The following is a 23,070-nucleotide window of genomic DNA, read 5'->3' as shown; positions in this document are numbered from 1 at the left end:
GCCCACCCGCCGGTCACGACCCGCCGCACCCGCGACACCGGCGGTCACGAACGGTCGCACTCCGACGACGAGGACGAGGACGAGGACGAGGACGACGGATCGTGCCCACCCGCCGGACGCGGCCGACCCACCGGAGCCGAACCGGGCCTCCAGCCCGGAGCACCTACGCGCGCGGCGCCGCTTCGAACCAGGTGCCGACGTGCTCACCCGCGAGCGCGGACGCGACCAACGACGTCGCCGTCACCAGGACGGACGTGCCCGCATCCGCCGCGAGGCGGGCTGCGGCGACCTTCGTCCCCGCTCCCCCGGTCCCGACCCCGGCCGCGCCGATCGACCCGAACGTCACGCCGGCCAGTTCATCGCCGTACGGGACGAACTCGATGGGCTCCGCACCGGGCAGCTGCGGGGGCTTCGTGTAGAGCGACTCGACGTCGGAGAGCAGCACGAGCGCATCCGCCCCGAGGAGCCGGGCGACGAGCGCCGCGAGCCGGTCGTTGTCGCCGAAGCGGATCTCGTGCGTCGCGACGGTGTCGTTCTCGTTGACGATCGGCAGCACCCGGAGCGCGAGCAACCGGTCGATCGCCCGCTGCGCGTTCACCCGGTGCGTGGGGTTCTGCAGGTCACCCGCGGTCAGGAGGATCTGCGCCGCGACCACGCCGTGCCGGTCGAGTTCCTTCTGGTACCGGAACATGAGGACGTTCTGCCCGGTCGCGGCCGCGGCCTGCTGGGTCGCGAGGTCGTCCGGCCGACCCTCGAGGCCGAGGAACGGGAACCCGGTCGCGATCGCACCCGAGGACACGAGCACGACCTCGGTCCCCCGGGCGTGCGCGGCGCCGAGGGCGTCGACGAGCGGGCCGATCTGTCCGACGTTGTCGCCGCTGACCGAGGACGACCCGACCTTCACGACGAGCCGCCGCGCGCCGGGGATGTCCGCGCGGGAGCGCGCGGTCCCCCGGACGGACTCGGTGGTGTCGCTGCGGTCGGGCATCGGCGGGTCAGACCTCGCTGCCGTGGTGACGTTCGACCTCGCCCGAGAACGGGTCCGCGTCGTCCGTGTCCTCGTCGGCCCACAGTCCGGACAGGCGCTCCTGCTCCAGCTCGGCGCGGGCCGCGGCCTTGGCGTCCATGCGCTCGAAGTACTCCTCGCGACGCTCGTTGCGGGTCGGACGCGAGGTCGCGCCGATGCGGGAGTCGGTGCCGCGGGCACTCGTGATGAGCTCGGCGGTCGAGGTGAGCGTCGGCTCCCAGTCGAACACGGTGCCGCCGTCACCGCCGATGACCACGGTGGACCCGGCGACCGCGCCGGCCTTGAACAGGCCGTCCTCGACACCGAGCTTGGCGAGACGGTCCGCGAGGTAGCCGATCGCCTCCTCGTTGGTGAAGTCGGTCTGCTGCACCCACCGCTCGGGCTTCGCGCCGCGGACGCGGTAGAAGCGGTGCTCCTCGCCGCCCTCGGCACGGACGGTGAAGGGGACCTCGTCGACGGCCTTCGGGCGGAGGACGATGCGCTCCGGCTGCGGCTCGACGGCGCGCTCGGCACGGGCACGCTCGACGATGTCCGCCAGGGCGAACGCCAGCTCGCGGAGGCCCTTGTGGGACGCGGTCGAGATCGGGAACACGCGGTAGCCGCGGCCCTCGAGCTCGGCGGTCACGAAGTCCGCGAGCTCGGCGGCGTCCGGCACGTCGATCTTGTTCAGGGCGACGAGCTGCGGGCGCTCGAGCAGCGGCACCTGCCCCTCGGGGACCGGGTAGCGCTCGAGTTCGCCGAGGATGACGTCGAGGTCGCTGATCGGGTCGCGGCCCGGGTCCATCGTGGCGCAGTCGATGACGTGCAGCAGTGCCTCGCAGCGCTCGACGTGGCGGAGGAACTCGAGCCCGAGACCCTTGCCCTCGGACGCGCCCTCGATCAGGCCGGGGACGTCGGCGACGGTGAAGCGGGTGGAGCCGGACTCGACGACCCCGAGGTTCGGCGTGAGCGTCGTGAACGGGTAGTCGGCGATCTTCGGCTTCGCGGCGGAGATCGCGGCGATGAGCGAGGACTTGCCGGCGCTCGGGAACCCGACGAGGGCCACGTCGGCGATGGTCTTCAGCTCGAGGCTGACGTCGCCGGACTCCCCCGGGGTGCCGAGGAGGGCGAACCCGGGGGCCTTGCGCTTCGTCGTGGCGAGCGCGGCGTTGCCGAGGCCGCCCTGCCCACCCGCGGCCACGACGACGCGCATGCCCGGCTCGGTCATGTCCGCGACGACCTCGCCGCGCTCGTCGTGCACGACGGTGCCGATCGGGACCGGGAGCTCGAGCGTCTCACCGCTGATCCCGCTGCGCATGTCGCCCATGCCGGGCTGCCCGTTCTTCGACGAGCGGTGGGGCGAGCGGTGGTAGCCGAGCAGGGTCGTGACCTGCGGATCGGCGACGAGGACGATGTCGCCGCCGTCACCGCCGTTGCCACCGTCCGGACCCGCCAGGGGCTTGAACTTCTCACGGCGGACCGACACGCAGCCGTTGCCGCCGTCCCCCGCGCTGAGGTGCAGGGTCACGCGGTCGACGAACGTCGCCATGGGTCCACTCCTTGGTGTTGCAGAAACTGTGGTGCAGAAACGGCCGTGCAGAGACTGCCGTGTCGCAGAAAAGAGAACGGGAGGGGCGGGCACGTGGCCCGCCCCTCCCGCAGAGTCAGATCGAAGGTCGCTTACGCAGCGCCGACGATGTTGACGACCTTGCGGCCGCCCTTGGTGCCGAACTCGACCGCACCGGCCGAGAGGGCGAACAGCGTGTCGTCGCCACCACGGCCGACGTTGGCGCCCGGGTGGAAGTGCGTGCCGCGCTGGCGGACGATGATCTCGCCGGCGTTGACGACCTCGCCACCGAAGCGCTTCACGCCGAGGCGCTGCGCGTTGGAGTCACGACCGTTGCGAGTGGAGCTCGCACCCTTCTTGTGTGCCATCTTCTGTTCCCGCCTTACGCGATCTCGGTGATCTTGACGCGGGTCAGCTCAGCGCGGAAGCCCTGACGCTTCTTGTACCCGGTCTTGTTCTTGAACTTCTGGATGATGACCTTCGGTCCGCGGAGGTCCTCGAGCACCTCGGCGGTGACGGTCACGTTCGCGAGCTCGGTCGCGGCCGACGTGATGGTGTCACCGTCCACGAGGAGCACCGGAGCGAGCTTGATGTTGCCCTTGTCGTCGGCCTTGGCACGGTCGATCGTGAGGATCGTGCCGACCTCGACCTTCTCCTGACGGCCGCCGGCGCGCACTACTGCGTAAACCACGTGGAATTCCTTACGTACTCTGCTTGAGGGAAGTCTCGGGTGCCCACTGCTGCACGAGCGGCTCCCGGGGAGGCCGGGCCCGATCGGCGACGCAGGCAGAACGACCCGCTGACACCAGGGATCGAGAATACTCGATCCCCCCGGGTCCGGTCAAACGGCGACACACGTACCATGGCGTGGTGACCGTCCTGATCGACCCGCCGACGTGGCCTGCGCACGACACGCTGTGGTCGCACCTCGTCAGTGACGAATCGTACGACGAACTCCACGCCTTCGCGAGTGCCGCGGGAATCCCGCCCCGGGCGTTCGACCACGACCACTACGACGTGCCACGCTCGCGATACGACGAGCTCGTGGCGGCGGGGGCGAGCCCCGTGACGGGGCGGGAGCTCGTGCTCCGGCTCATCCGCAGCGGCCTGCGGGTGGCGCAGCGGGACAAGCGCCCGTCCTGACGGGGGCGCGCGACCGTCGCCGCTGCGGCAGGCGCACGGCCGTCGCCGCTGCGGCAGGCGCACGGCCGTCGCCGCTGCGGCACGACAGCGCAGTCGTCGTACGACAGCGGCGGCGTCGCGAGACAGCGGCGGCGTCGCGAGACAGCGACGGCCCGAGACAGCGACGGTCCGAGACAGCGACGGCATCCGAGATCGCGGCGGCGGCCTGGAGGCACGGTGCGACTCCCTCACGGGCCGTGCGCCACGTAGACGGTCGGGTCAGCGCTGGGGCGGCGCCCATGGGTTCGCGGGCGGCTGCTGACCGGCCGGCGGGCCGTACGGGGCGCCCTGCTGCGGGTACGGCGGCTGCCCCTGCGTGTGCTGCCCCGACGGCGCGTGCTGCGGCTGCTGCGCGTAGGGCTGCGGCTGCTGCTGCGGCGGATGCTGCGCGTACGGCTGCTGCGGCGCGTACGGCTGCTGCTGCGCGTCGGGCGTCGGGCCCTGGACGGTCGCGGACGGCACGGCGTCGGGCTGCCGGAACGTCCCGGGGGCGCCGAGGCTCCGCCGCGCACCACCGCGCGGCCGACCGAGCCAGAGCCACGCGGCCGTCGTCGTCGCCACGAGCATGAGCGTCAACGGGAGCCCGGCCTGCAGCGGGACCGTGACGATGCTCGTCACGAGACGGGCGCCGCCGGCACCGTGGACCGCGGCGAACGCCCCCGTGACGACCCCCACGAGCGCGAGGGCGATCGTCCCGGCGACCCCGGCCAGCACCGCACGGAGGAGGATCACGGGCAGGGGGCTCCGCCGTGCCACGGGGAGCAGGAACGCGAGCGCGAGGAACGCCCCGACGTGGAACGGCAGTGGCGCGAGGAACACCCCGTGGACGAACCCGCCGATGAGGCTGTCCCCGGCCCCGTAGGTCGCGAACGGGCTCACCACGAGGGCCGTGCCGAGCAGCCCGACGAGTCCGGAGGCGAACTCGACCAGGACGACCGACACCACGGCGATGAGCGCCCCGGTCGTGTTCGCGACCGAGGCTCCCGGAGCGAACGCGCGCCGGGGGTCCTGCGCGCCGCGCGGTCGCTGCGGGGGCACGGGCGGCACCGACGCCGGTCCGACCGAGGGACCCGGCGCGGGCTGCTGCCAGCCCGCGCCGTAGTACCCGCGGTCCTGCGTCCGGGGGTCCCCCGCGTCGGTCACGGTCAGTTCCCCACGATCACGGTGCCGTCCTCGGGCGCGTCGCCCTCGGTGGTCGCCGGGGCGCTGATGCTCGGGGAGGACACGCGACGGGAGCGCGAGCGGCCCTGACCGGGCTGCTTCGGCTCCGGGAGCGCGTTGAGGACCGAGTCCAGCAGCGACTCCGTATCGCCGCGCACCGGGCGGGGTTCGCGCTTGGTGACGGCGACCGGGATGTCCAGGATCGCGACCGTGTTCTCGGTCGGGGTCACCGGTGCGCTCGAGCTGACGCGTCGGCGGACCGGAGCGGACGCGGCCGGCGCGGTCGATGCGGCGGCGGCGGGAGCGGAGGCAGCCTCAGTGGTCTCCGGAGCACGGTCGGTGGCGTTCGACGACGAGGGCTCGGCCGACTTCGACTCCGAATCCGACTCCGACGACGAGGACTCCGCCGACGTGGTCTGCGGCTCACCGCCCCCGCGGCTCCCACGACGACGACGACGCTTCGACCCGCCGGACGACTCCGACGACGACTCCGAGCCGTCGCGGGGCGCGGCCGACGCGGCCGGGGCCTCGGGCGCGGACTCCGGCGCCGCCGGGCTCGCGACACCGGTGACGGCGACGCCGGTCACCCCGGCGGCCTCGGCAGCGGCGTGCTCCTCGTGCGGGATGGTCGACGCCGCGATGCGCGAGAGCGCGTTCTTGACGTCGTCGGTGATCTGGTGCGTCTGGGAACCGTTGCCGTTCGAGCCGCCGTTGCCCGACGACGACCCGCCGCCGTTGCCGTTGCCGTTCGCGCCGCCGTTGCCGTTGCCGTTCGACCCGCCGTTGCCACCGCGGCTCTTCCGACGGTTCTTCGAGGGGCCCGGGTCGGCGTTGTTGTCGTTGACCTTCGCGTTGACCTCGTCGAGCGACTCGCGGAGCCCGACGCCGATCTTCTTGCGGGTCATCTGCACGAGGCCGAGCGAGGTGACCTCGGCGACCTGGTGCTTCGTGCGGTCGCGGCTCAGGCACTCCACGAGTCGGCGCAGCACGAGGTCGCGGTTCGACTCGAGCACCATGTCGATGAAGTCGACGACGATGATCCCGCCGATGTCGCGCAGCCGGAGCTGACGGACGATCTCCTCGGCGGCCTCGAGGTTGTTCTTCGTGACGGTCTCCTCGAGGTTGCCGCCGGACCCGACGAACTTCCCCGTGTTGACGTCGACGACCGTCATGGCCTCGGTGCGGTCGATCACGAGCGAACCACCGGAGGGCAGCCAGACCTTGCGGTCGAGCGCCTTCTCGATCTGCTCGTTCAGGCGGTACTCCTCGAAGGAGTCCGGGCCGTCGTAGATCTCGACGCGGTCCTTGAGGTCGGGCGCGACGGCGTCGAGGTAGTCCTCGATCGTGCCGCGGGCGGCCTCGCCGTCGATGATGAGCTTGGTGAAGTCCTCGTTGAAGACGTCGCGCACGATCTTGATGAGCAGGTCGGGCTCCGAGTGGAGCATGACCGGCGCGTGCCCGTTCGCGACCTTCTTCTGGATCGCCTCCCACTGGCTCGTGAGGCGCTGGACGTCACGGGTCAGCTGCTCTTCGGTCGCACCTTCGGCCGCCGTGCGGACGATGACGCCGGCGTGCTCGGGGAGGACCTCCTTGAGGATCTTCTTCAGGCGAGCGCGCTCGGTGTCCGGGAGCTTGCGGGAGATGCCGTTCATCGAGCCGTTCGGCACGTACACGAGGTAGCGGCCGGGCAGCGAGACCTGCGAGGTGAGGCGGGCACCCTTGTGGCCGACCGGGTCCTTCGTGACCTGCACGAGCACCTTGTCGCCGGGCTTCAGCGCCGACTCGATGCGGCGGCCGTGGCTGGTGTCGACGGAGTTCCAGTCGACCTCGCCCGCGTACAGCACGGCGTTCCGACCGCGACCGATGTCGACGAAGGCGGCCTCCATCGACGGCAGGACGTTCTGCACCTTGCCGAGGTAGACGTTGCCGATGAGCGACACGTTGTGCGACTTGGTGACGTAGTGCTCGGCGAGGACGCCGTCCTCGAGCACACCGATCTCGATCTTCTGCGAGCTCGACCGGACGATCATCTGGCGGTCGACGCTCTCGCGGCGGGCCAGGAACTCGTCCTCGGTGATGACCTGACGACGACGGCCGGCGTCACGCCCGTCGCGTCGGCGCTGCTTCTTCGCCTCGAGTCGGGTCGAGCCCTTGATGCGCTGCGGCTCGGTGATGAGCTCCGGCTCCCGCTCGCGCTCACGCTCACGCTCACGACGGCGCGGCTCGGGCTGCTCGGCGGCACCGCCGAAGGAGCTGCCGCGACGACGGGTGCGTCGGCGCGTGCCGACCGACTCGTCGTCGTCGTGGTCGTCCTGCGCGGACCGCGGCGCACGGGCCGGAGGCAGCTCCGGCAGGACCGGCGCGTGGAAGATCAGGCTGAGCGTGCTGGTCGCCTTCGGGACGAACGGCTCGTCCGCGGGCTCGGTCGGACTGGAGGCGCTGCTCGCCTCCGTCACGTCCGTCGCCTCCGCTGCGGGCGCCGCCACCGTCTCGGTCGCCGGGTCCTCGGTGGCGATGACCGGGAGGTCGCCGGTCAGGGTGCTGACGTCGTGCGGGGCGTCGCCGCCCGCCGTCGCCTCGACGGCGACCGACACGGCCGGTGCCGCGTCGTCGGTCAGCGCGACCGTCTCGGTGCCGACCTCGACCGTGGCGTCCGCCGCCGGAGCGTCCGCGACCGGCGCGTGCGCGTCGGTCTCGGAGCCGGCCGTCTGCTCGGCGGGAGCCGACTGCTCGGCGTCACCCCGTGCCTCCAGGTCGGCCGACCGGGCGCGACGGCCGCCGAACAGGCGACTCCGGCGCTTCGGGGTCTCGTCGTTCTTCGTGTTGTCGTTGTTGTTCTGCTCCACCATGGAACTGGTGCACTCCTCGGCCCCGCTCGCGCCCTGTCGGTCGGCGGGAATTCTCGTGTTGCGGGTGGCGTCGACGTCCCCGCGCTCGTTGTCGTTCGCGACCGGCCCGCGGCAACTTGTGGTGCGTCCGCGTCCGTTCGTCCCCGGGCACCCGGCCCGGGCTCGCGGAGCGTCGGAGTGACGCGTGTTCCGGTCGCGGCACGCTCTCACCGTGCCTGTTTCGTCCGGGCTGGGCCCGGAAAGCTCACGCCGCGTGACCGTGTCCGGTCGTGCGACCCCACCATCATCGCATGCCGCTCCCGGAAACGACCGGATCACGCGTGCGATGATGACGGCGTGAGCACGCCGCGAACCCTGCCCCGCCGTCCGATCGCCATGGGGATCTTCCTGCTCGTGACCGGGATCGTGGCCCTCTACGCCTCGTTCCGGCTCGTGCTCGACGAGTTCGCGAAGTACGAGAACCCGAAGACCGCACTGTCGTGCGACGTCAACGTGTTCGTGAACTGCTCGGACGTGATGACGAGCGCCCAGGGGCACCTCCTCGGCTTCCCGAACCCCCTGATCGGCATGATGGGCTTCGTCGCACCGATCGCCGTGGGCGTCCTGCTGCTCGCGGGCTTCCGGAACGGGTCGCGCTGGTTCTGGATCACGTTCAACGCCGGGGTGTTCCTGGCGTGGGTCTTCGTGACGTGGCTCTTCACGCAGACCGTGTGGTTCATCGGAGCCCTCTGCCCGTGGTGCATGCTCGTCTGGGCGATGACGATCCCGATGTTCTGGGTGTTCACGATCTGGAACCTCGCGCAGGGTCGCTTCGGGGCCGGGGCGCAGCGCGTCGGCAAGACCCTCCTGCCGTTCTGCTGGGCGTTCCCGCTCGCGAACTACCTCGTGATCGCCGTGTCGATCATCATCGTCTTCCCGCGCATCTTCCAGAGCTTCTGAGGTCGTCGCTCGGCTGCTGACGCCGTTCGCAGTGGAGCCGCTGTGATCCGCCGATGACGCGTCACCGAATTCCTGGTGCCTTCCCAGGCAGGGCGCCCGTCACCGACACGGAGGGCACCTACGCTCGGAGTCGATGAGTGACAACCAGGGCAAGAAGGCACGGCGGGACGAGGCGCGTGAGCGTGCCCGGGTCGCGCGTGAGAAGGAGAAGGCGCGCCGCCGCCGCAACCGCACGCTGACGATCAGCGGCATCATCGTGGGCGGCCTCGCGGTCGTCAGCGCGATCGTGCTCATCGTCGCGAATTCGGTGCAACCCGCGGGTCCGGGGCCGGCGAACATGGCGAGCGACGGCATCCTGCTGCACGGCGTCGACGGGAAGATCGAGCCCGTCGCCACGAAGGCGATCCCCGAGGGCGGCCAGCCGACGCCGACGAAGCAGGACGACTCGGTGGCGAACATCACCGTCTACTCGGACTACATGTGCCCGTACTGCAACCAGTTCGAGACCGCGCAGATGTCGCAGATCCAGCAGTGGGTCAAGGACGGCTCGGCGACGCTCGAGCTGCACCCGTTCAACCTGCTCGACCGGGTGTCCCAGGGCTCGAAGTACTCCACGCGGTCCGCCGCCGCAGCCGCCTGCGTGGCGAACTACGACCCGGACGCCTTCCTCGCCTACAACACCTCGTTGTACGAGAACCAGCCGTCCGAGAACACAACGGGGCTGTCGAACGACAAACTCGCCTCGCTCGCGGCGGCCGCCGGCGCCACGAACGAGAAGGTCGCGTCCTGCATCACCGACCAGCGGTTCGCCGGATGGGTGGGCGACGCGACGAACCGGGTGCTCAACGACAAGCTCCCGAACTCGTCGCTCGACAAGCTCACCGGCACCCCGACGGTGATCGTGAACGGCAAGCAGTACGACGGCTCGCTCACGGACACCAACGCGTTCTCGGCGTTCGTCCTGCAGAACGGCGGCAAGGCGTGACCACCCGCTGACGAGCCCTGACCGGACGGTCCGACGGCCCCGGATCAGACCGGAGTGCGTGCGCCAGTCGTGCTCCCCGTCGGACAGCCGTTGACACGTGAGCGTTCGGTTCGCACTGTGGCAGTTCCGGTGCACGATCACCGGGCTTCGCGAACCGGAACTGCCAGTGGTCAACTCCGGGCTCCGCGCCGGCGGGCCTACAGGACCGGGTGCCCGCCCCGTCCCGACGGGAACAGAGCCTCGCGCCGGCGGGGCCCCGACGCCGGGCGCCGGCCGCCGGACGCCGGGCGCCGCACGCGCCGGGTGCCGGGCGCCGCACGCGCCGGGTGCCGGGCGCCGCACGTCCAGCACGCACGACGCCCCCGCTCCGGACAGGAGCGGGGGCGTCGTGCGTGCCGGGAGTGTTACTTCGCGGCCGCGTCGATCGTGGTGATCACGTCCGTCAGGTTGTCGACCTTCTTGCCGTCCACGACGACGGTCGGCGTGCCGAAGCCGCTGGTGCCCTGGAGCGCCGGGTCGCTGACCACCGTGTTCGTGGACTTCGTGACCCAGCCCTTGAACTGTTCGGTCGACAGGCACTCGGACACCTTCGAGCTCGTCGCCCCGCCCTTCTTGACGAGGTCGGCGATCTGGGCGTTCGTGAGTCCCGACGTTCCCTCTTCGGGCTGGTTGTCGTAGAACTGCGTCTGCACGTCGAGGAACTTGTCCGGCTGGTAGTTCGCGACGCACATCGCCGCGTTCGCAGCCCGGCTGGCGTACCGGCTGTTCCGGTAGTTGCGGTCGAGGATCGAGACCGGCTGGACCGCCAGGGTCACGTCACCCGACTTCACCTTGTCGAGGATCTGGTCGGCGTACGCGGCCTCGAACTGCTTGCAGATCGGGCACGCCCAGTCGATGTACTCGGTCACCTGGACCGTGCTGTCCGGTCCGGTCGTGGGGATCGGGGTGGCGGTCCCGTTCGCGCTCACGGCACCGGTCTCCACCGGGGTGATCTTGCCGTCCTTGCCCGTGAACTGGATCGCACCGGTGGCCATGTTCGCCGGGCCGGTCGCCGAGACCGTGTTCGCGTTGTTCACATTGACCACGACGATCGCGACGATGGCCGCGACCGCGATGATGCCCAGACCGATGCCGCCCTGCAGGAACCACTTGTTCCGGCGCTTGCGGCGGCGTTCGGCCTCCGCTCGCTGCCGGGCGACGTCACGCGCGTGGGCGCGCCGCTCGTTCTTGCTCGGTCGGTCGTTGTTCGTCATGCCGTTCGCTCCTGCGGTCGCGCGTGTCGGTCGTCGCTCACGCGAACCAGAGGCCGAGCTCGCGGGCCGCGGACTCCGTGGAGTCCGAGCCGTGCACGAGGTTCTGCTGGACCTTCAGGCCCCAGTCACGACCGAGGTCACCGCGGATCGTGCCGGGCGCGGCGGACGTCGGGTCCGTCGTGCCGGCGAGCGAGCGGAACCCGGCGATGACGCCGTTGCCGGCGACGCGCACGGCGACGACCGGGCCGGACTGCATGAACTCCACGAGCGGCTCGAAGAACGGCTTGCCCTGGTGCTCCTCGTAGTGCGCGTCGAGCAGGTCGCGCGGCGCGGTCAGCATCTTCAGGTCGACGATCTCGTAGCCCTTGGCCTCGATCCGACGGAGGATCTCGCCGGTGAGCTGGCGGGCGACGCCGTCGGGCTTGACGAGGACCAGGGTCTCTTCGAAGTCGGACATGCAGAACTCCTTGACGTGTGTCGTGGGGTGGTGGTCAGCCCTCGCCCGCAGCGGCGCGTCGTGCGGCGTTCTGCCGGTCGAGCTGACCGCCCTTGACGAAGCAGTAGACCCACAGCGCCAGGAACACCGCGCCCACCGCGAACATGAACGGCTCGATGAATCCGGTGGCGAGGATGGCCGCCTGCAGCAGCCACCCGAACCATACACCGGCGCGCTTGCCGGTCAGCCGCGAGGCCAGCGCCAGCACGACGATCGCGCCGACGCCCCCGCCGAACGCGACGGCCGGGGGCAGCGTCTGCTTCCCGAACGTCACGAGCATCGGGAAGAAGAACATCACGGCCTCGAGCCCGAGGGTGATCGCGAGGAGGCTCTCGCGGGCACCGCGGTCACGTCGCGGCGTCCGCTGGCGGGGCGCGCGTGTCGGCCGTCCCGACCGCTCCGGCCTGGAGGCACGGCTCGGCTCCGTCACTTCGTCCCGCCTTCCGCGTGCACCAGGTCCATGACCGAGCCCACCATCACGATGGAGCCGGCGACGAGCACCATCGCGTCCTCGGCGTCCGCCTCGTCCGCGAGGTCCCGCGCTTCCTGCAGGGCCTGGTCGAGGGCGGGTTCGACGACGACCCGGTCCGGTCCGACCTCGTCGACGACGATCCGCGCGAAGGCGTCGGCGTCGAGCGCCCGCTCCCCCGGAGGCTGCGTCACGACGAACGTCTGCACGGTGTCCTTGAGCGCGCGCACGAAGCCCCGGGCGTCCTTGTCGCCGAGGATCCCGACGACGCCGACGACGTGCTCGGACGGGAACGCCACCGGGAGCGTCTCGGCGAGTGCCCGGGCGCCGTGCGGGTTGTGCGCGGCGTCCACGACGACCACGGGGTCCTGGGCGATCGGCTGGAGGCGACCGGGGCTCGTCGCCGCGGCCAGGCCCTCGGAGAGCACGTCCTCGTCGAGCGCCTGCGAGCCCCGACCGAGGAAGGACTCGACCGCGGCGATCGCGACGGCTGCGTTGTGGGCCTGGTGCGCGCCGAACAGCGGCACGAACAGGTCGTCGTAGGTGCCGGCGAGGCCCTGCACGCTGACGAGCTGGCCGCCGACCGCCGGTGTGTCGCTCGTCACGCGGAAGCCGGTGCCCTCGACCGACAGCGTCGACTCGGTGAGCTCGGCGGCTCGCTCGAGTTCGGCGAGTGCGTCCGGCGTCTGCGCGCTCGAGACCACGGCCGAGGACGGCTTGATGATGCCGGACTTGGTGCGCGCGATCTCGGCGACGGTGTTGCCGAGCTGCTTCGCGTGGTCCATGGCGATCGGGGTGAAGACCGCGACCTGGCTCTGCACGACGTTGGTGGAGTCCCACTCGCCGCCCATGCCGACCTCGATCACGGCGACGTCCACGGGCGCCTCGGCGAAGCAGGCGAGCGCGAGCACCGTGAGCGCCTCGAAGAACGTCAGCGGCAGTTCGCCCTTCGCCGTGAGCTCCTGGTCGGTCATCTCGAGGATCGGGGCGATGTCGTCCCAGTTCTCGACGAACCGGTCGGCGGCGATGGGCTCCCCGTCGATCACGATGCGCTCCCGGATCGACACCAGGTGCGGGCTCGTCATGAGCCCGGTACGGAGGCCGTGGGCGCGCACGATGCTCTCGGCCATCCGCGCGGTCGAGGTCTTGCCGTTCGTGCCGGTGATGTGGATGACGGGGTAGGACAGGTGCGGGTCGCCGAGGAGCTCGACGGCGCGCCGCGTGGCGCTCAGCCGGTGCTCGGGCGACTGCTCGCCGATCCGGGCGTAGAGGGCGGCCTGCACGCGCCGGACCTCGTCGTCGTCGCCGTCGGCGGGCGAGGGGTCGACAGGGGCCGGTGCGGCCGGGCCCGCGGGGATCTCGATGCCGTCGGCGTCGAGCCGTCCGTCATCGTGCTGGTCGTCGTCGTGCTGCGTGTTCTCGTCGCTCATGCGCGTGCCACCTCCACGGACACCTTCGCTGCCTCGCCGACGTCGGTCGTGGTCGCGTCCGTCGCGAGCGGGACGACCTCGACCGCCGTCGCGAGGGTCTCCCCCGCGATGAGGTCGCGGTGCGCCCGGACCGCGTCGGCGGCGTCGTCGGACACCCCCAGCGTCAGGACGATGCGGTCGCTGACGTCGAGGTCGGCGTCGCGGCGCGCCTGCTGCACGGCACGGACGACGTCGCGCGCCAGGCCCTCGGCCTCGAGCTCGGCCGTCGTCACCGTGTCGAGCACGACGAAGCCGCCGCCGTCGAGGAATGCCACGGCCACGGAGTCGTCCGCCACCGTGAGGTCGAGCGAGTACTCGCCCTCGACGAGGTCGACGCCGCCGACCGAGACGCCGGACTCGGTCGCGACCCAGTCACCGCGCTTGGCGGCCGGGATGACCTGCTGCACCTGCTTGCCGATGCGCGGCCCGGCGGCGCGGGCGTTGACGGTGAGCTTCCGCTCGATGCCGTACTGGGCGAGCGACTCCTCGGCCTGCTGCTCGAGCACGACCCGCTTGACGTTGAGCTCGTCGCGGAGGATGTCCGCGAAGGGCTCGACCGCCGCCGGGTCGGGCACGACCAGGGTGAGCGTGGCGAGCGGGAGCCGGACGCGCCTGCCGGTGGCCTTGCGGAGCGCGAGGCCCTTCGAGGCGACGTCGCGGACCCGGTCCATCGCGACGACGAGGGCGTCGTCCGCGGGGAACTCGTCCGCCGACGGGAAGTCCTCGAGGTGCACCGACCGGCCGCCGGTCAGGCCCTTCCAGACCTCCTCCGTGACGAGCGGGGCGAGCGGGGCGGCGACGCGGGTGAGCGTCTCGAGCACGGTGTACAGCGTGTCGAAGGCCGCCCGCGCCTCGGGGCTCGACTGTGCGCCGGCCCAGAACTTGTCACGCGAGCGACGCACGTACCAGTTCGTGAGCACGTCGGCGAAGTCGCGGACGGCCTGGGCGGCGAGGGGCGTGTCGAGTGCGTCGAGGTGCGTCGTGACGTCCTCGACGAGCACGCGTGTCTTGGCGAGCAGGTACCGGTCGAGCACGTCGGTGCTCGCCGTGCTGCGCGAGGCCCCGTACCCCTCGGACGTCTCAGCGCCGGTGTCGCCGGAGGCGTTGGCGTAGAGGGTGAAGAAGTAGTACGTCGACCAGAGCGGCAGCAGGAACTCGCGGACGCCCTGGCGGATGCCCTCCTCGGTCACGACGAGGTTGCCACCGCGGATCACGGACGACGACATGAGGAACCAGCGCATCGCGTCAGCGCCGTCCCGGTCGAAGACCTCGGACACGTCCGGGTAGTTCCGCAGGCTCTTCGACATCTTCTGGCCGTCCGAGCCGAGCACGATGCCGTGGCTGATGACGTTGCGGAACGCCGGGCGGTCGAACAGCGCGGTGGAGAGCACGTGCATGACGTAGAACCAGCCGCGGGTCTGCCCGATGTACTCGACGATGAAGTCGGCCGGGTTGTGCGCCTCGAACCACTCGCGGTTCTCGAACGGGTAGTGCACCTGCGCGTAGGGCATCGAACCGGAGTCGAACCAGACGTCGAACACGTCCGAGATGCGGCGCATGGTCGACTTCCCGGTCGGGTCGTCGGGGTTCGGACGGGTCAGGTCGTCGATGAACGGACGGTGCAGGTCGACCTCGCCGTCCGCGTTCACCGGCAGCCGTCCGAAGTCGCGCTCGAGCTCCTCGAGGGAGCCGTAGACGTCCTGGCGCGGGTACGCCGGGTCGTCCGACACCCACACGGGGATCGGCGTGCCGAAGTACCGGTTGCGGGAGACCGACCAGTCGATGGCGTTGCCGACCCACTTGCCGAACTGGCCGTCCTTGACGTTCTCCGGCACCCAGGTGATGTCCTGGTTCAGTTCGCCCATGCGGTCGCGGAACTCGGTGACGCGGACGAACCACGACGAGACCGCCTTGTAGATGAGCGGCTTGCGGCAGCGCCAGCAGTGCGGGTAGCTGTGCTCGTAGGACGCCTGGCGGAGCAGTCGGCCCTGTTCACGGACGGCCTTCGTCAGCGGCTTGTTCGCGTCGGACCACAGCATGCCGGCGACCTCGCCGAACTGCGAGGTGAAGACCCCGCCCTCGTCGAGGGACAGCACGACGGGGATGCCGGCGGCCGCGCAGACCTCCTGGTCGTCGGCGCCGTACGCCGGGGCCTGGTGGACGATGCCCGTGCCCTCGCCCGTCTCGACGTACTCCGCGACGAGGATCCGCCATGCGTGCTCGTACCCCTCGGTGCCGTCGAGGAAGTCGAAGAGCCGCTCGTACGCGACGCCGTCGAGCTCGGCGCCGGCGACCGTGCGCAGCACGGCGGCGACGGCGTCCTCCGCGCCCTCGTAACCGAGGTCCTTCGCGTGCGCGGCCACGGTGTCGGACGCGAGCAGGTACGTGGCGGAACCGGCGCTGCCACCGTCAGCCGCGCCTCCCGGCCCGGCAGGCACGACCGCGTACGCGATCCCGGGACCGACCGCGAGGGCGGCGTTCGTCGGGAGCGTCCACGGCGTCGTCGTCCACGCGAGCGCGCGCACGCCGGTGAGTCCCAGCTCGTCGGCGCGGTCCCCGCGCAGCGGGAACGCGACCGTGACGGACTGGTCCTGCCGCGACTGGTAGACGTCGTCGTCCATGCGCAGCTCGTGGTTCGACAGCGGCGTCTGGTCGTTCCAGCAGTACGGCAGGACGCGGAAGCCCTCGTAGGCGAGGCCCTTGTCCCAGAGCTGCTTCCACGCCCAGAGCACGCTCTCCATGAACGTGACGTCGAGGGTCTTGTAGTCGTTCTCGAAGTCGACCCAGCGCGCCTGCCGGGTGACGTACTGCTGCCACTCGTCGGTGTACTGCAGCACGCTCTTCCGGGCGGCCGCGTTGAACACGTCGACGCCCATCTCGTCGATCTCGTGCTTCTCGGTGATGCCGAGCTGGCGCATCGCCTCGAGCTCGGCGGGCAGCCCGTGGGTGTCCCAGCCGAAGCGGCGGTGGACCTGCTTGCCGCGCATGGTCTGGTAGCGGGGGAAGACGTCCTTCGCGTACCCGGTCAGGAGGTGTCCGTAGTGCGGCAGGCCGTTCGCGAAGGGCGGGCCGTCGTAGAAGGTCCACTCGGGGCAGCCCTCGCGCTGGTCGATCGACGCCTGGAAGGTGTCGTCGCCCTTCCAGAAGGCGAGGATCCCCTGCTCGACGGCGGGGAAGGCCGGGGACGGCGTGACGCCGTCGTTCGCGTCGGTTCGGTTCAAGGGGTAGCGCACCGGGGGCTCCTGTGGTTTCGGTTCGTCTCCACGAGGACGGAGCAGGCTCCGCGGTACCACCTCGCTTGCCGGACGCCGCTCACGCTGCGACCGACCGCTCGTTGCCGGGGCTGGTGCGGCCCGGACCGCCCGGTTCTACTGACGACCGCGCCCTCGGGCACCGCCGCGTTCTTCCGGAGACTCCCCGGTGATGGCCGGTTCGACGTCTTCGGGACGAGTTTACTGCACGGGAGCATGCTGGAGCGATGCCCTCCTCCGACGCCACGTCCGGCGATGCTCCCGACGCCACGGACGCCACGGACGCCACAGACGCCACCGACGACGGGCAGCAGCGCCCCGAGTCGCTCCTCACCGTCGTCATCGCGTTCGCCGCGAACCTGCTCGCCGCGATCGCGAAGACCGTCGCCTCGCTGATCTCGGGCTCGGCGTCGATGACCGCCGAGGCCGCGCACTCCTGGGCGGACACCGGCAACGAGGTCTTCCTGCTCGTCGCCGAACGCCGCGGAGCGAAGCCGCGCGACACGAAGCACCCGCTCGGGTACGGCCGCGAGACGTACATCTGGTCGATGTTCGCCGCGTTCGGACTGTTCACCGCCGGTGCCGTCGTGTCGATCTGGCACGGCATCACCCAGCTCGGCGAGCGCGGCCCCGCGGAGGACCTCCTCCTCAACTACGTCGTGCTCGGGATCGCGTTCGTGCTCGAGGGCACGAGCTTCGTGCAGGCGTACCGCCAGGCGCACGGCGCGGCGACCAAGCGTCGTGTGCCGGTCCTCCGCCACGTCCTGCAGTCCTCGAACCCGACGCTCCGTGCGGTCTTCGCCGAGGACGCCGCGGCGCTGATCGGCCTCGTGATCGCCTTCCTCGGCGTGTTCCTCCACCAGGTGACCGGCCTCGCCGTGTTCGACGCGATCGGGTCGATCGCGGTCGGGGTCCTGCTGGGCGTGGTGGCGATCGTGCTCATCGAGCGCAACCGCCGGTTCCTCGTCGGCGAGGCCACGTCGCCGGAGCTCGAGGACGCCGTGCTCTCCGAGCTCCTCCGTCGTGACGAGGTCGAGCGGGTGACGTACCTCCACCTGGAGTTCGTCGGGCCGTCGCGGGTGTTCCTCGTGGCGGCGGTCGACCTGACCGGCAACGAGGACGAGGACCACGTGGCGGTCCGGCTGCGGCGCGTCGAGCGGTCCCTGGAGGAGAGCCAGTACATCGAGGAGGCGGTGCTCACGCTGAGCATCCCCGGCGACGGGTCGCTCGCAGCGCAGAAGGGCGGCGAAGTCCCGGCGATCGTGCGGGACGGCACGGTGGAGGACGTGGCGTCGGGCGGCGCCGGGACGCTGCGGACCGAGGGGTGACGTCGGGCGGCGGGCGGCTGCCGGATCGCGGCCACCAGGCCGGCCGGCGCGCCACTGGCCGTCGTACGGCGGGCGGCTGCCGGCGCCACGACACGCCGGTCCTCACCCCGTCCGCACCAGCGCGAACCCGTCCCCGGTCCGCCGGACCGCCTCGCCGTCCCGGACCACCCACACGCGCAGGAAGTCGACCCGGAACGACGTGAAGTGTCCCGGGTCGTCGGCCAGCAACCGCCGGAGCGACGGTGCCGTCGGGAACCGCGTGTCCGGTGCCTCCACGAGCACCCCGAACGCTCCGCGCGCGACGGCCTGCGTCGACGCACGCCGCCCCGTCCACGGGGAGAACGCCGCGCGCGGCGCGCCCGCGACCAGGATCCGGTCCCCCTGCGGCACGCCCCGGTCGGCGAGCACGGCGTCCAGCCGCGCGAACCCCGTCACCCGAGTCTCCGCCACGGCACGGACGAGGACGGCCGCCGGGACGAGCGTCACCGCGACGAGCAGCACCGCGACGACGACCGTCACGGGTGGCCGGAGCCGTGCAGCGCGGACGGACCCGATCGCGGCGAGCGCGATGGTCCACGGCATTCAGGCGTCGTAGTAGTACGGGAGCGCGACGTCGGTCGTGGCGTAGAAGACGACGAGTGCGGCGAGCGCGATGCCGAGCACGGCGACGAGCCGGTCGGGCCGGACCACCAGGGCCGCGACGACGCCGACCACGAGGACCGCGACCGTCGGCCAGCCGACGCCCTCGACCACGCGGACGCCGTTCGCCCACCACGGCGCGTGCTGCACCCGCTGGCCGAGGAGGACGGTGGCGTGTCCGCGGAGGTCGTGTGCGCCCTGGAACGCGAGCATGAAGCGCACCGCTCGGAGCCCGCCGACGGGCAGGTACACGGCCGCCGCGACCACGACGAACGACAGCGCCGCCACCACCCCGCCCGTGGCGTACGTACGCCAGCGGCCGGACAGGGCCGGCAGTGCGGCGATCGCGAGCACGACCACCGCCGTCGACACCTTCGAGGTCGCGGAGAGGGCCAGGAGCGCGCCCGACAGCGCCCACCAGCCGGCGGCGGCGCGCCACGGGCCACCCCACCACCGGGAGCCGGGCCGCTCCCCCTCCCCCACACCGTGGACCGCGCGCCAGGCCGCGGCGACGGCGGCCACCGCGAAGCAGACCATCACCGGCTCGAGGAGCGCGAGGCGGTCGATGCGCGCGGCGGCGCCGGACGCGACGTCGCCCCAGGTGGGCGAGTCCGACCGCGGTGTGGTCCACCACCACCCGGCCGCGAGCAGCGCTCCCCAGTGCCCGACGGGGCGACGCAGCCAGAGGTACAGGACGACCCCGGTGGCGAAGGAGGCCGCGGCGGCCACGACCCGCGCCGACCCCACTCCCTCGCCGAAGACGAGCTGCGCGACCCCGTAGAGGTCCTTGGCCGTCGGCGGGTGCTGGAGGTTGGCAGTCAGGAACCCGTGGACGTACTGCCAGCCGGCGCCCGCGTACGTGAACTCGTCGACGTGCGGGGTCTGCGCGCCCAGGTGCCAGAACGCCACGAACAGCCCCGCACCGGCCACCACGGCGAGCGCGACAGCCTGCGCTGCTCGACCACGCCGGGTCCTGCCGACTCCGGTCCCGGGCACGTCGTGGTCCACGGCGACCGATCGTAGGCAGCCGGTCCGGGCGCAGCCCGGGATGCGGACGCCGCTTCCCGCCGAAGCTCTCAGGCCGGCGCCGTCGTCGGACCGGCCGACCTCCTCATGCCGCCTCGAGCCCGGACGCCACCGGCGTCAGGGCCGCCGCGACGTACTCGACCAGCCGACCGCGCCCCACGCCGTCGGCCACCCAGACGCCGAAGGCCGCGGCCGCGGCACCGAGCAGCGCGCCGGACACCGTCTGGGGCCACAGCGCACCCGGACGCTCCCCCGTCCGAGCGGCCACGAACGCGGCGACCGCGCCGTGCTGCTGCATCACCCGGGCGGCGACGCTCGCGACGAGTTCCGGGCCGATCCCCATCACCTCGGCCTGCGCGACCGCCCAGGGCACCCGCTCCGGGTCGTGCTCGCGGGCGGCGGCGAGCAGGGCCTCCTCGACGGCGCGGACCGGGCTCGGCTCGGTGGACGCGTCGAGGAGCGCGGGGATCGCGGCGACCGCGGCGTCGAGCTCGAGCCACATCACGTCGGACTTGGCGGCGAAGTAGTTGAAGAAGGTGGCGCGGCTGACGCCGGCGCGGGCCGCGATCTGGTCGACCGTGGTGCGGCCGTAGCCCTGCTCGAGGAAGAGCTCGGCAGCGGCGTCGGCGAGCACCTCGGCGCTGGAACGCCGCGGCCGGCCACCGCGGCGAGCGCGGTCGTCGTCCGCTCGCACGAGGTCCATGTCCCCAGTAAACCGCTAGACTCGGCGAGCCATGAAGTTGGACTCAGTACAGAAAAACCGGTCGCGGATCGCGACCTCCCTGGCGGGCGCCGCCACGATCCTCCTGGCCGTCACGGCCTGCACCGGTGGCGGAGGCGGGTCGACGAGCAGCACGCCGGTCGCCGGCGGCACCCTCGTCTACGCGTCGGGGGACGCGGAGCCGACCTGCCTCGACCCCCACGTCGGCGGCAACTACCCGCAGGCACTGCTGTCCAGCCAGTACATCGAGGAGCTCACCGCGCTGCGGGACGGCGAGCCCGTCCCGGCCCTCGCACAGTCGTGGACGACGTCGGACGACGGGAAGACCCTGACCTTCCGGCTGCGCGACGACGTGTCGTTCACCGACGGCACGCCGTTCGACGCGGCCGCGGTCGTGGCGAACATCGAGCACGTGCAGGACCCGAAGACCGCTTCGAGCACGGGCTACCTCGCCCTGCAGTCGATCACGAAGGCCACCGCGACCGACGACCACACCGTGACGCTGACGCTGAGCCGTCCGGACAGCGCACTGCTCGAGTCGTTCTCGCAGCCGTGGGTCGGCATGGAGTCCCCGAAGGCCCTCGAGCGCTCGCAGGCGCAGAACTGCGAGTCCCCCGTCGGCACCGGACCCTTCCGGGTCACGGCGTGGAAGCACGGCGACCGCGTCACGCTCGTGAAGAACGCCGACTACACGCCGCTCGGGAAGCAGGCCGGCAGCACGACGAAGCCCCGCTTGGACGGGATCACCTGGCGGTTCCTCCCCGACTCGACGTCGCGCTACGCGGCGCTGCAGTCCGGCCAGGTCGACGTCATCGACAACGCCCAGCCCGACCAGATCCGAGCCGCGAAGGCCGGCGGGTCGATCCGCGACCTCGACGCCCCGCGACCCGGCGCCTCCAACCGCCTCGAGCTGAACTCCGGCCACGGCGTCTTCCAGGACGAAGCGGTCCGCGAGGCGTTCATCCACGGCGCCGACGTCGACCCGGGCATCACGTCCCTCTTCCTCGGTACGGCGAAGCGCTCGTACTCGCTGTTGTCGAGCGTCGAGCCGTTCGCGTACTCGGCCGACGGCGACGAGCTCTTCGACCACGACGCCTCGAAGGCCGAGCAGCTGCTCGACGACGCCGGCTGGAAGCAGGGCTCCGACGGTGCGCGGACGAAGGACGGCAAGCGTCTGACGGTGACGTTCCCGGTGTCGACGAACCAGTCGATCCCGGCCGAGCGCAGCCTCTTCCAGCAGATCCAGGCCTCCGAGAAGGCGATCGGCTTCGACGTGCAGATCAAGGAGCTGGACCTGTCCAGCTGGTACGCGGCCCTCGCGGCGAACCAGTACGACGTCGTCAGCGCGCCCTACACGAAGGTCGGCGCGGACGTCCTCCGCATCCTCTACGACAGCGCGAGCATCAAGCCGGCCCCGTCCGGGTACTTCGCGAACCTCGCCCAGCTCGACGACCCGACGGTCGACTCGCTCCTCGAACGCGCCGCACGCACTGCCGACACGCACGACCGCGGCGAGCTGTACGAGCAGGCGCAGAAGGACATCCTCGCGAGCGCGACGGTGCTGCCGCTGTACGACCAGCAGAACCACTTCCTCGTGTCCACGAAGGTGCACGGCGTCCGGACCACGGCCGTCTCGACGCCCTGGTTCGGCTCGGCCTGGATCGACCGCTGACGCGCGCCCTGACGGGCGACGACCGGACTGGAGGCACGGCATGACCCCGACGCGCCCGTCGCGCTCCGGCGCATGGTCGCGGTGGACGCTGTGGGGCCTCGGCCGCCTGGCCGGCGGGATCGGCGTGCTCTGGGCCGTCGCCACGATCGTGTTCGTCGCGATCCGGCTGATCCCCGGCGACCCGGCGCTCGCGATCCTCGGCGGCCCCGGGTCGCAGGCGTCCGCCGCAGCGGTCGCCCAGGTCCGGCACGAGTACGGGCTCGACCGTCCGCTGCTCGTGCAGTACGCCGTGTTCCTCGGACGGCTCGCGAGCGGGCAGCTCGGCGACTCCTACGCGTTCCGCACGCCGGTCGCGACGCTGCTCGGCCAGGAGCTGCCCGTCACGCTGACCCTGGCGGTCGCGGGGCTCGTCGTCGCCTGGGTCCTCGCGCTCGTCGCCGCCTGGTGGTCCACGCAGCGCGGCCGGTTCGCCGCCGGCCTCACGGGCGCCATCACCGTCACCGCGAGCGTCGTGCCGCACTTCTGGCTCGGCAGCGTCCTCATCGTCGTGTTCGCCACCGCCCTGGGCTGGGCGCCCGCGGTGAGCGACGGGACCGTCCGCGGATGGGTGCTCCCCGTCGTCACCGTGGCCGTGCCGGTGGCCGGGTACCTCGCCGAGACGGTCCGCGACGGCATCGTCGACGCGCAGCGGTCCGCGTTCGCGCTCGCCGCGCGGGGCCGGGGCGAGCACCGCACCGGGGTGTTCCTCAGGCACTCGCTGCGCCACGCCGCTCTCCCGGGGCTCGCGCTCTCCGTCTGGGCCTTCGGGTCGCTCGTGTCCGGCGCCGTCGTCGTCGAGTCGGTGTTCGCGCTGCCCGGGATCGGCCGCGCGCTCGTCACGGCGGTGACGCAGCGCGACATGCCGCTCGTCGCCGGGATCGCGCTCGTGTCCGCCGCTGCGTACGTCGTCGTGCTCGCGGTCGCGGACCTCGCCGAACGCGCCGTGGACCGGCGCCCCCGCCGGGCGGACGCGGGTCGGACCGGGTCCCGGGGGCCCGGAGTGCGGGGGCGCGGTCTC

General features: G+C 71.9%; 20 protein-coding genes. 6 read left to right on the top strand and 14 right to left on the bottom strand.

What is annotated here, in order from left to right:
- Positions 1 to 163: 163 nt before the first annotated feature.
- From proB to rplU, 4 genes are all read right to left on the bottom strand, one after another.
- On the bottom strand, positions 164 to 988 hold the full coding sequence (proB, locus tag IEY20_RS15055) for a glutamate 5-kinase (protein WP_175327871.1): 825 nt from the start codon (positions 986 to 988) through the stop codon (positions 164 to 166).
- Positions 989 to 995: 7 nt separating this feature from the next.
- Entirely contained in the window at positions 996 to 2,555 is a 1,560-nt protein-coding gene (obgE, locus tag IEY20_RS15050) for a GTPase ObgE (protein ID WP_175327870.1), read from the bottom strand.
- 131 nt (positions 2,556 to 2,686) lie between these two features.
- Complete coding sequence (gene rpmA / locus IEY20_RS15045) at positions 2,687 to 2,941, bottom strand: 50S ribosomal protein L27 (RefSeq protein ID WP_022904186.1); 255 nt, start codon at positions 2,939 to 2,941, stop codon at positions 2,687 to 2,689.
- A gap of 14 nt (positions 2,942 to 2,955) precedes the next feature.
- A complete protein-coding gene (gene rplU / locus IEY20_RS15040; RefSeq protein WP_022904187.1) occupies positions 2,956 to 3,264 on the bottom strand; it encodes a 50S ribosomal protein L21 in 309 nt (102 codons plus the stop codon).
- Positions 3,265 to 3,443: 179 nt separating this feature from the next.
- Here rplU and IEY20_RS15035 point away from each other — a divergent pair, with 179 nt between their 5' ends.
- Positions 3,444 to 3,716, top strand: a complete 273-nt coding sequence (locus tag IEY20_RS15035) for a DUF4031 domain-containing protein (RefSeq protein ID WP_031273757.1) — start codon at positions 3,444 to 3,446, stop codon at positions 3,714 to 3,716.
- Between the two features lie 258 nt (positions 3,717 to 3,974).
- Here IEY20_RS15035 and IEY20_RS15030 read toward each other — a convergent pair whose 3' ends face one another.
- Positions 3,975 to 4,898, bottom strand: coding sequence for a hypothetical protein (locus IEY20_RS15030; protein WP_175327869.1), 924 nt, complete (start codon positions 4,896 to 4,898; stop codon positions 3,975 to 3,977).
- A 2-nt stretch (positions 4,899 to 4,900) separates the two neighbouring features.
- Positions 4,901 to 7,765, bottom strand: coding sequence for an Rne/Rng family ribonuclease (locus tag IEY20_RS15025; RefSeq protein WP_175327868.1), 2,865 nt, complete (start codon positions 7,763 to 7,765; stop codon positions 4,901 to 4,903).
- A gap of 336 nt (positions 7,766 to 8,101) precedes the next feature.
- On the opposite strand from IEY20_RS15025, the gene IEY20_RS15020 reads away from it, so the two are divergent.
- Positions 8,102 to 8,704 carry a vitamin K epoxide reductase family protein gene (locus tag IEY20_RS15020; RefSeq protein ID WP_022902459.1) on the top strand — a complete coding sequence of 201 codons (603 nt, stop codon included), beginning with the start codon at positions 8,102 to 8,104 and terminating at the stop codon, positions 8,702 to 8,704.
- 133 nt (positions 8,705 to 8,837) lie between these two features.
- Complete coding sequence (locus IEY20_RS15015; protein WP_022902458.1) at positions 8,838 to 9,689, top strand: DsbA family protein; 852 nt, start codon at positions 8,838 to 8,840, stop codon at positions 9,687 to 9,689.
- 404 nt (positions 9,690 to 10,093) lie between these two features.
- Here the strand turns inward: IEY20_RS15015 and IEY20_RS15010 are convergent, their stop codons facing one another.
- Genes IEY20_RS15010 through ileS form a run of 5 tightly spaced genes read right to left on the bottom strand, consistent with a single transcriptional unit; the run spans position 10,094 to position 16,609 of the window.
- Complete coding sequence (locus IEY20_RS15010; RefSeq protein ID WP_175327867.1) at positions 10,094 to 10,942, bottom strand: DsbA family protein; 849 nt, start codon at positions 10,940 to 10,942, stop codon at positions 10,094 to 10,096.
- A 37-nt stretch (positions 10,943 to 10,979) separates the two neighbouring features.
- Positions 10,980 to 11,399, bottom strand: a complete 420-nt coding sequence (ndk, locus tag IEY20_RS15005) for a nucleoside-diphosphate kinase (protein ID WP_175327866.1) — start codon at positions 11,397 to 11,399, stop codon at positions 10,980 to 10,982.
- A gap of 34 nt (positions 11,400 to 11,433) precedes the next feature.
- Entirely contained in the window at positions 11,434 to 11,868 is a 435-nt protein-coding gene (locus IEY20_RS15000) for a DUF4233 domain-containing protein (protein ID WP_175327865.1), read from the bottom strand.
- Positions 11,865 to 13,337, bottom strand: coding sequence for a bifunctional folylpolyglutamate synthase/dihydrofolate synthase (locus tag IEY20_RS14995; protein ID WP_188889278.1), 1,473 nt, complete (start codon positions 13,335 to 13,337; stop codon positions 11,865 to 11,867). The genes IEY20_RS15000 and IEY20_RS14995 overlap by 4 nt, the downstream gene beginning before the upstream one ends.
- Positions 13,334 to 16,609 carry an isoleucine--tRNA ligase gene (ileS, locus tag IEY20_RS14990; RefSeq protein ID WP_175327863.1) on the bottom strand — a complete coding sequence of 1,092 codons (3,276 nt, stop codon included), beginning with the start codon at positions 16,607 to 16,609 and terminating at the stop codon, positions 13,334 to 13,336. Before ileS ends, IEY20_RS14995 begins: the two co-directional genes overlap by 4 nt.
- 245 nt (positions 16,610 to 16,854) lie before the next feature.
- Between ileS and IEY20_RS14985 the strand changes: the two genes are divergently transcribed.
- Positions 16,855 to 17,955, top strand: coding sequence for a cation diffusion facilitator family transporter (locus tag IEY20_RS14985; RefSeq protein ID WP_175327862.1), 1,101 nt, complete (start codon positions 16,855 to 16,857; stop codon positions 17,953 to 17,955).
- 102 nt (positions 17,956 to 18,057) lie between these two features.
- On the opposite strand, the gene IEY20_RS14980 is transcribed toward IEY20_RS14985, so the two are convergent.
- From IEY20_RS14980 to IEY20_RS14970, 3 genes are all read right to left on the bottom strand, one after another.
- Complete coding sequence (locus IEY20_RS14980) at positions 18,058 to 18,537, bottom strand: hypothetical protein (protein WP_175327861.1); 480 nt, start codon at positions 18,535 to 18,537, stop codon at positions 18,058 to 18,060.
- A complete protein-coding gene (locus IEY20_RS14975; protein ID WP_175327860.1) occupies positions 18,538 to 19,602 on the bottom strand; it encodes a hypothetical protein in 1,065 nt (354 codons plus the stop codon).
- Between the two features lie 103 nt (positions 19,603 to 19,705).
- Positions 19,706 to 20,323 carry a TetR/AcrR family transcriptional regulator gene (locus tag IEY20_RS14970; protein ID WP_022902923.1) on the bottom strand — a complete coding sequence of 206 codons (618 nt, stop codon included), beginning with the start codon at positions 20,321 to 20,323 and terminating at the stop codon, positions 19,706 to 19,708.
- Positions 20,324 to 20,354: 31 nt separating this feature from the next.
- On the opposite strand from IEY20_RS14970, the gene IEY20_RS14965 reads away from it, so the two are divergent.
- On the top strand, positions 20,355 to 22,013 hold the full coding sequence (locus IEY20_RS14965; protein ID WP_175327859.1) for an ABC transporter substrate-binding protein: 1,659 nt from the start codon (positions 20,355 to 20,357) through the stop codon (positions 22,011 to 22,013).
- A 40-nt stretch (positions 22,014 to 22,053) separates the two neighbouring features.
- Positions 22,054 to 23,070: ABC transporter permease (locus IEY20_RS14960; RefSeq protein ID WP_229728089.1), on the top strand; the 1,017-nt coding region annotated here is incomplete at its 3' end.

The sequence above is a fragment of the Curtobacterium luteum genome (assembly GCF_014646995.1).
In the GTDB taxonomy this organism is placed as follows: Bacteria; Actinomycetota; Actinomycetes; order Actinomycetales; family Microbacteriaceae; genus Curtobacterium; species Curtobacterium luteum.
This window is presented reverse-complemented; position numbering and strand designations above follow the sequence as displayed.

Coding starts and splice junctions, on each gene's coding strand:
- obgE (WP_175327870.1), bottom strand. CDS start 2,555: ATGGCGACGTTCGTCGACCGCGTGACCCTGCACCTCAGCGCGGGGGAC.
- IEY20_RS14970 (WP_022902923.1), bottom strand. CDS start 20,323: ATGGACCTCGTGCGAGCGGACGACGACCGCGCTCGCCGCGGTGGCCGG.
- ndk (WP_175327866.1), bottom strand. CDS start 11,399: ATGTCCGACTTCGAAGAGACCCTGGTCCTCGTCAAGCCCGACGGCGTC.
- IEY20_RS15025 (WP_175327868.1), bottom strand. CDS start 7,765: ATGGTGGAGCAGAACAACAACGACAACACGAAGAACGACGAGACCCCG.
- IEY20_RS14985 (WP_175327862.1), top strand. CDS start 16,855: ATGCCCTCCTCCGACGCCACGTCCGGCGATGCTCCCGACGCCACGGAC.
- IEY20_RS14995 (WP_188889278.1), bottom strand. CDS start 13,337: ATGAGCGACGAGAACACGCAGCACGACGACGACCAGCACGATGACGGA.
- IEY20_RS14965 (WP_175327859.1), top strand. CDS start 20,355: ATGAAGTTGGACTCAGTACAGAAAAACCGGTCGCGGATCGCGACCTCC.
- IEY20_RS15015 (WP_022902458.1), top strand. CDS start 8,838: ATGAGTGACAACCAGGGCAAGAAGGCACGGCGGGACGAGGCGCGTGAG.
- rpmA (WP_022904186.1), bottom strand. CDS start 2,941: ATGGCACACAAGAAGGGTGCGAGCTCCACTCGCAACGGTCGTGACTCC.
- proB (WP_175327871.1), bottom strand. CDS start 988: ATGCCCGACCGCAGCGACACCACCGAGTCCGTCCGGGGGACCGCGCGC.
- IEY20_RS15010 (WP_175327867.1), bottom strand. CDS start 10,942: ATGACGAACAACGACCGACCGAGCAAGAACGAGCGGCGCGCCCACGCG.
- IEY20_RS14980 (WP_175327861.1), bottom strand. CDS start 18,537: ATGCCGTGGACCATCGCGCTCGCCGCGATCGGGTCCGTCCGCGCTGCA.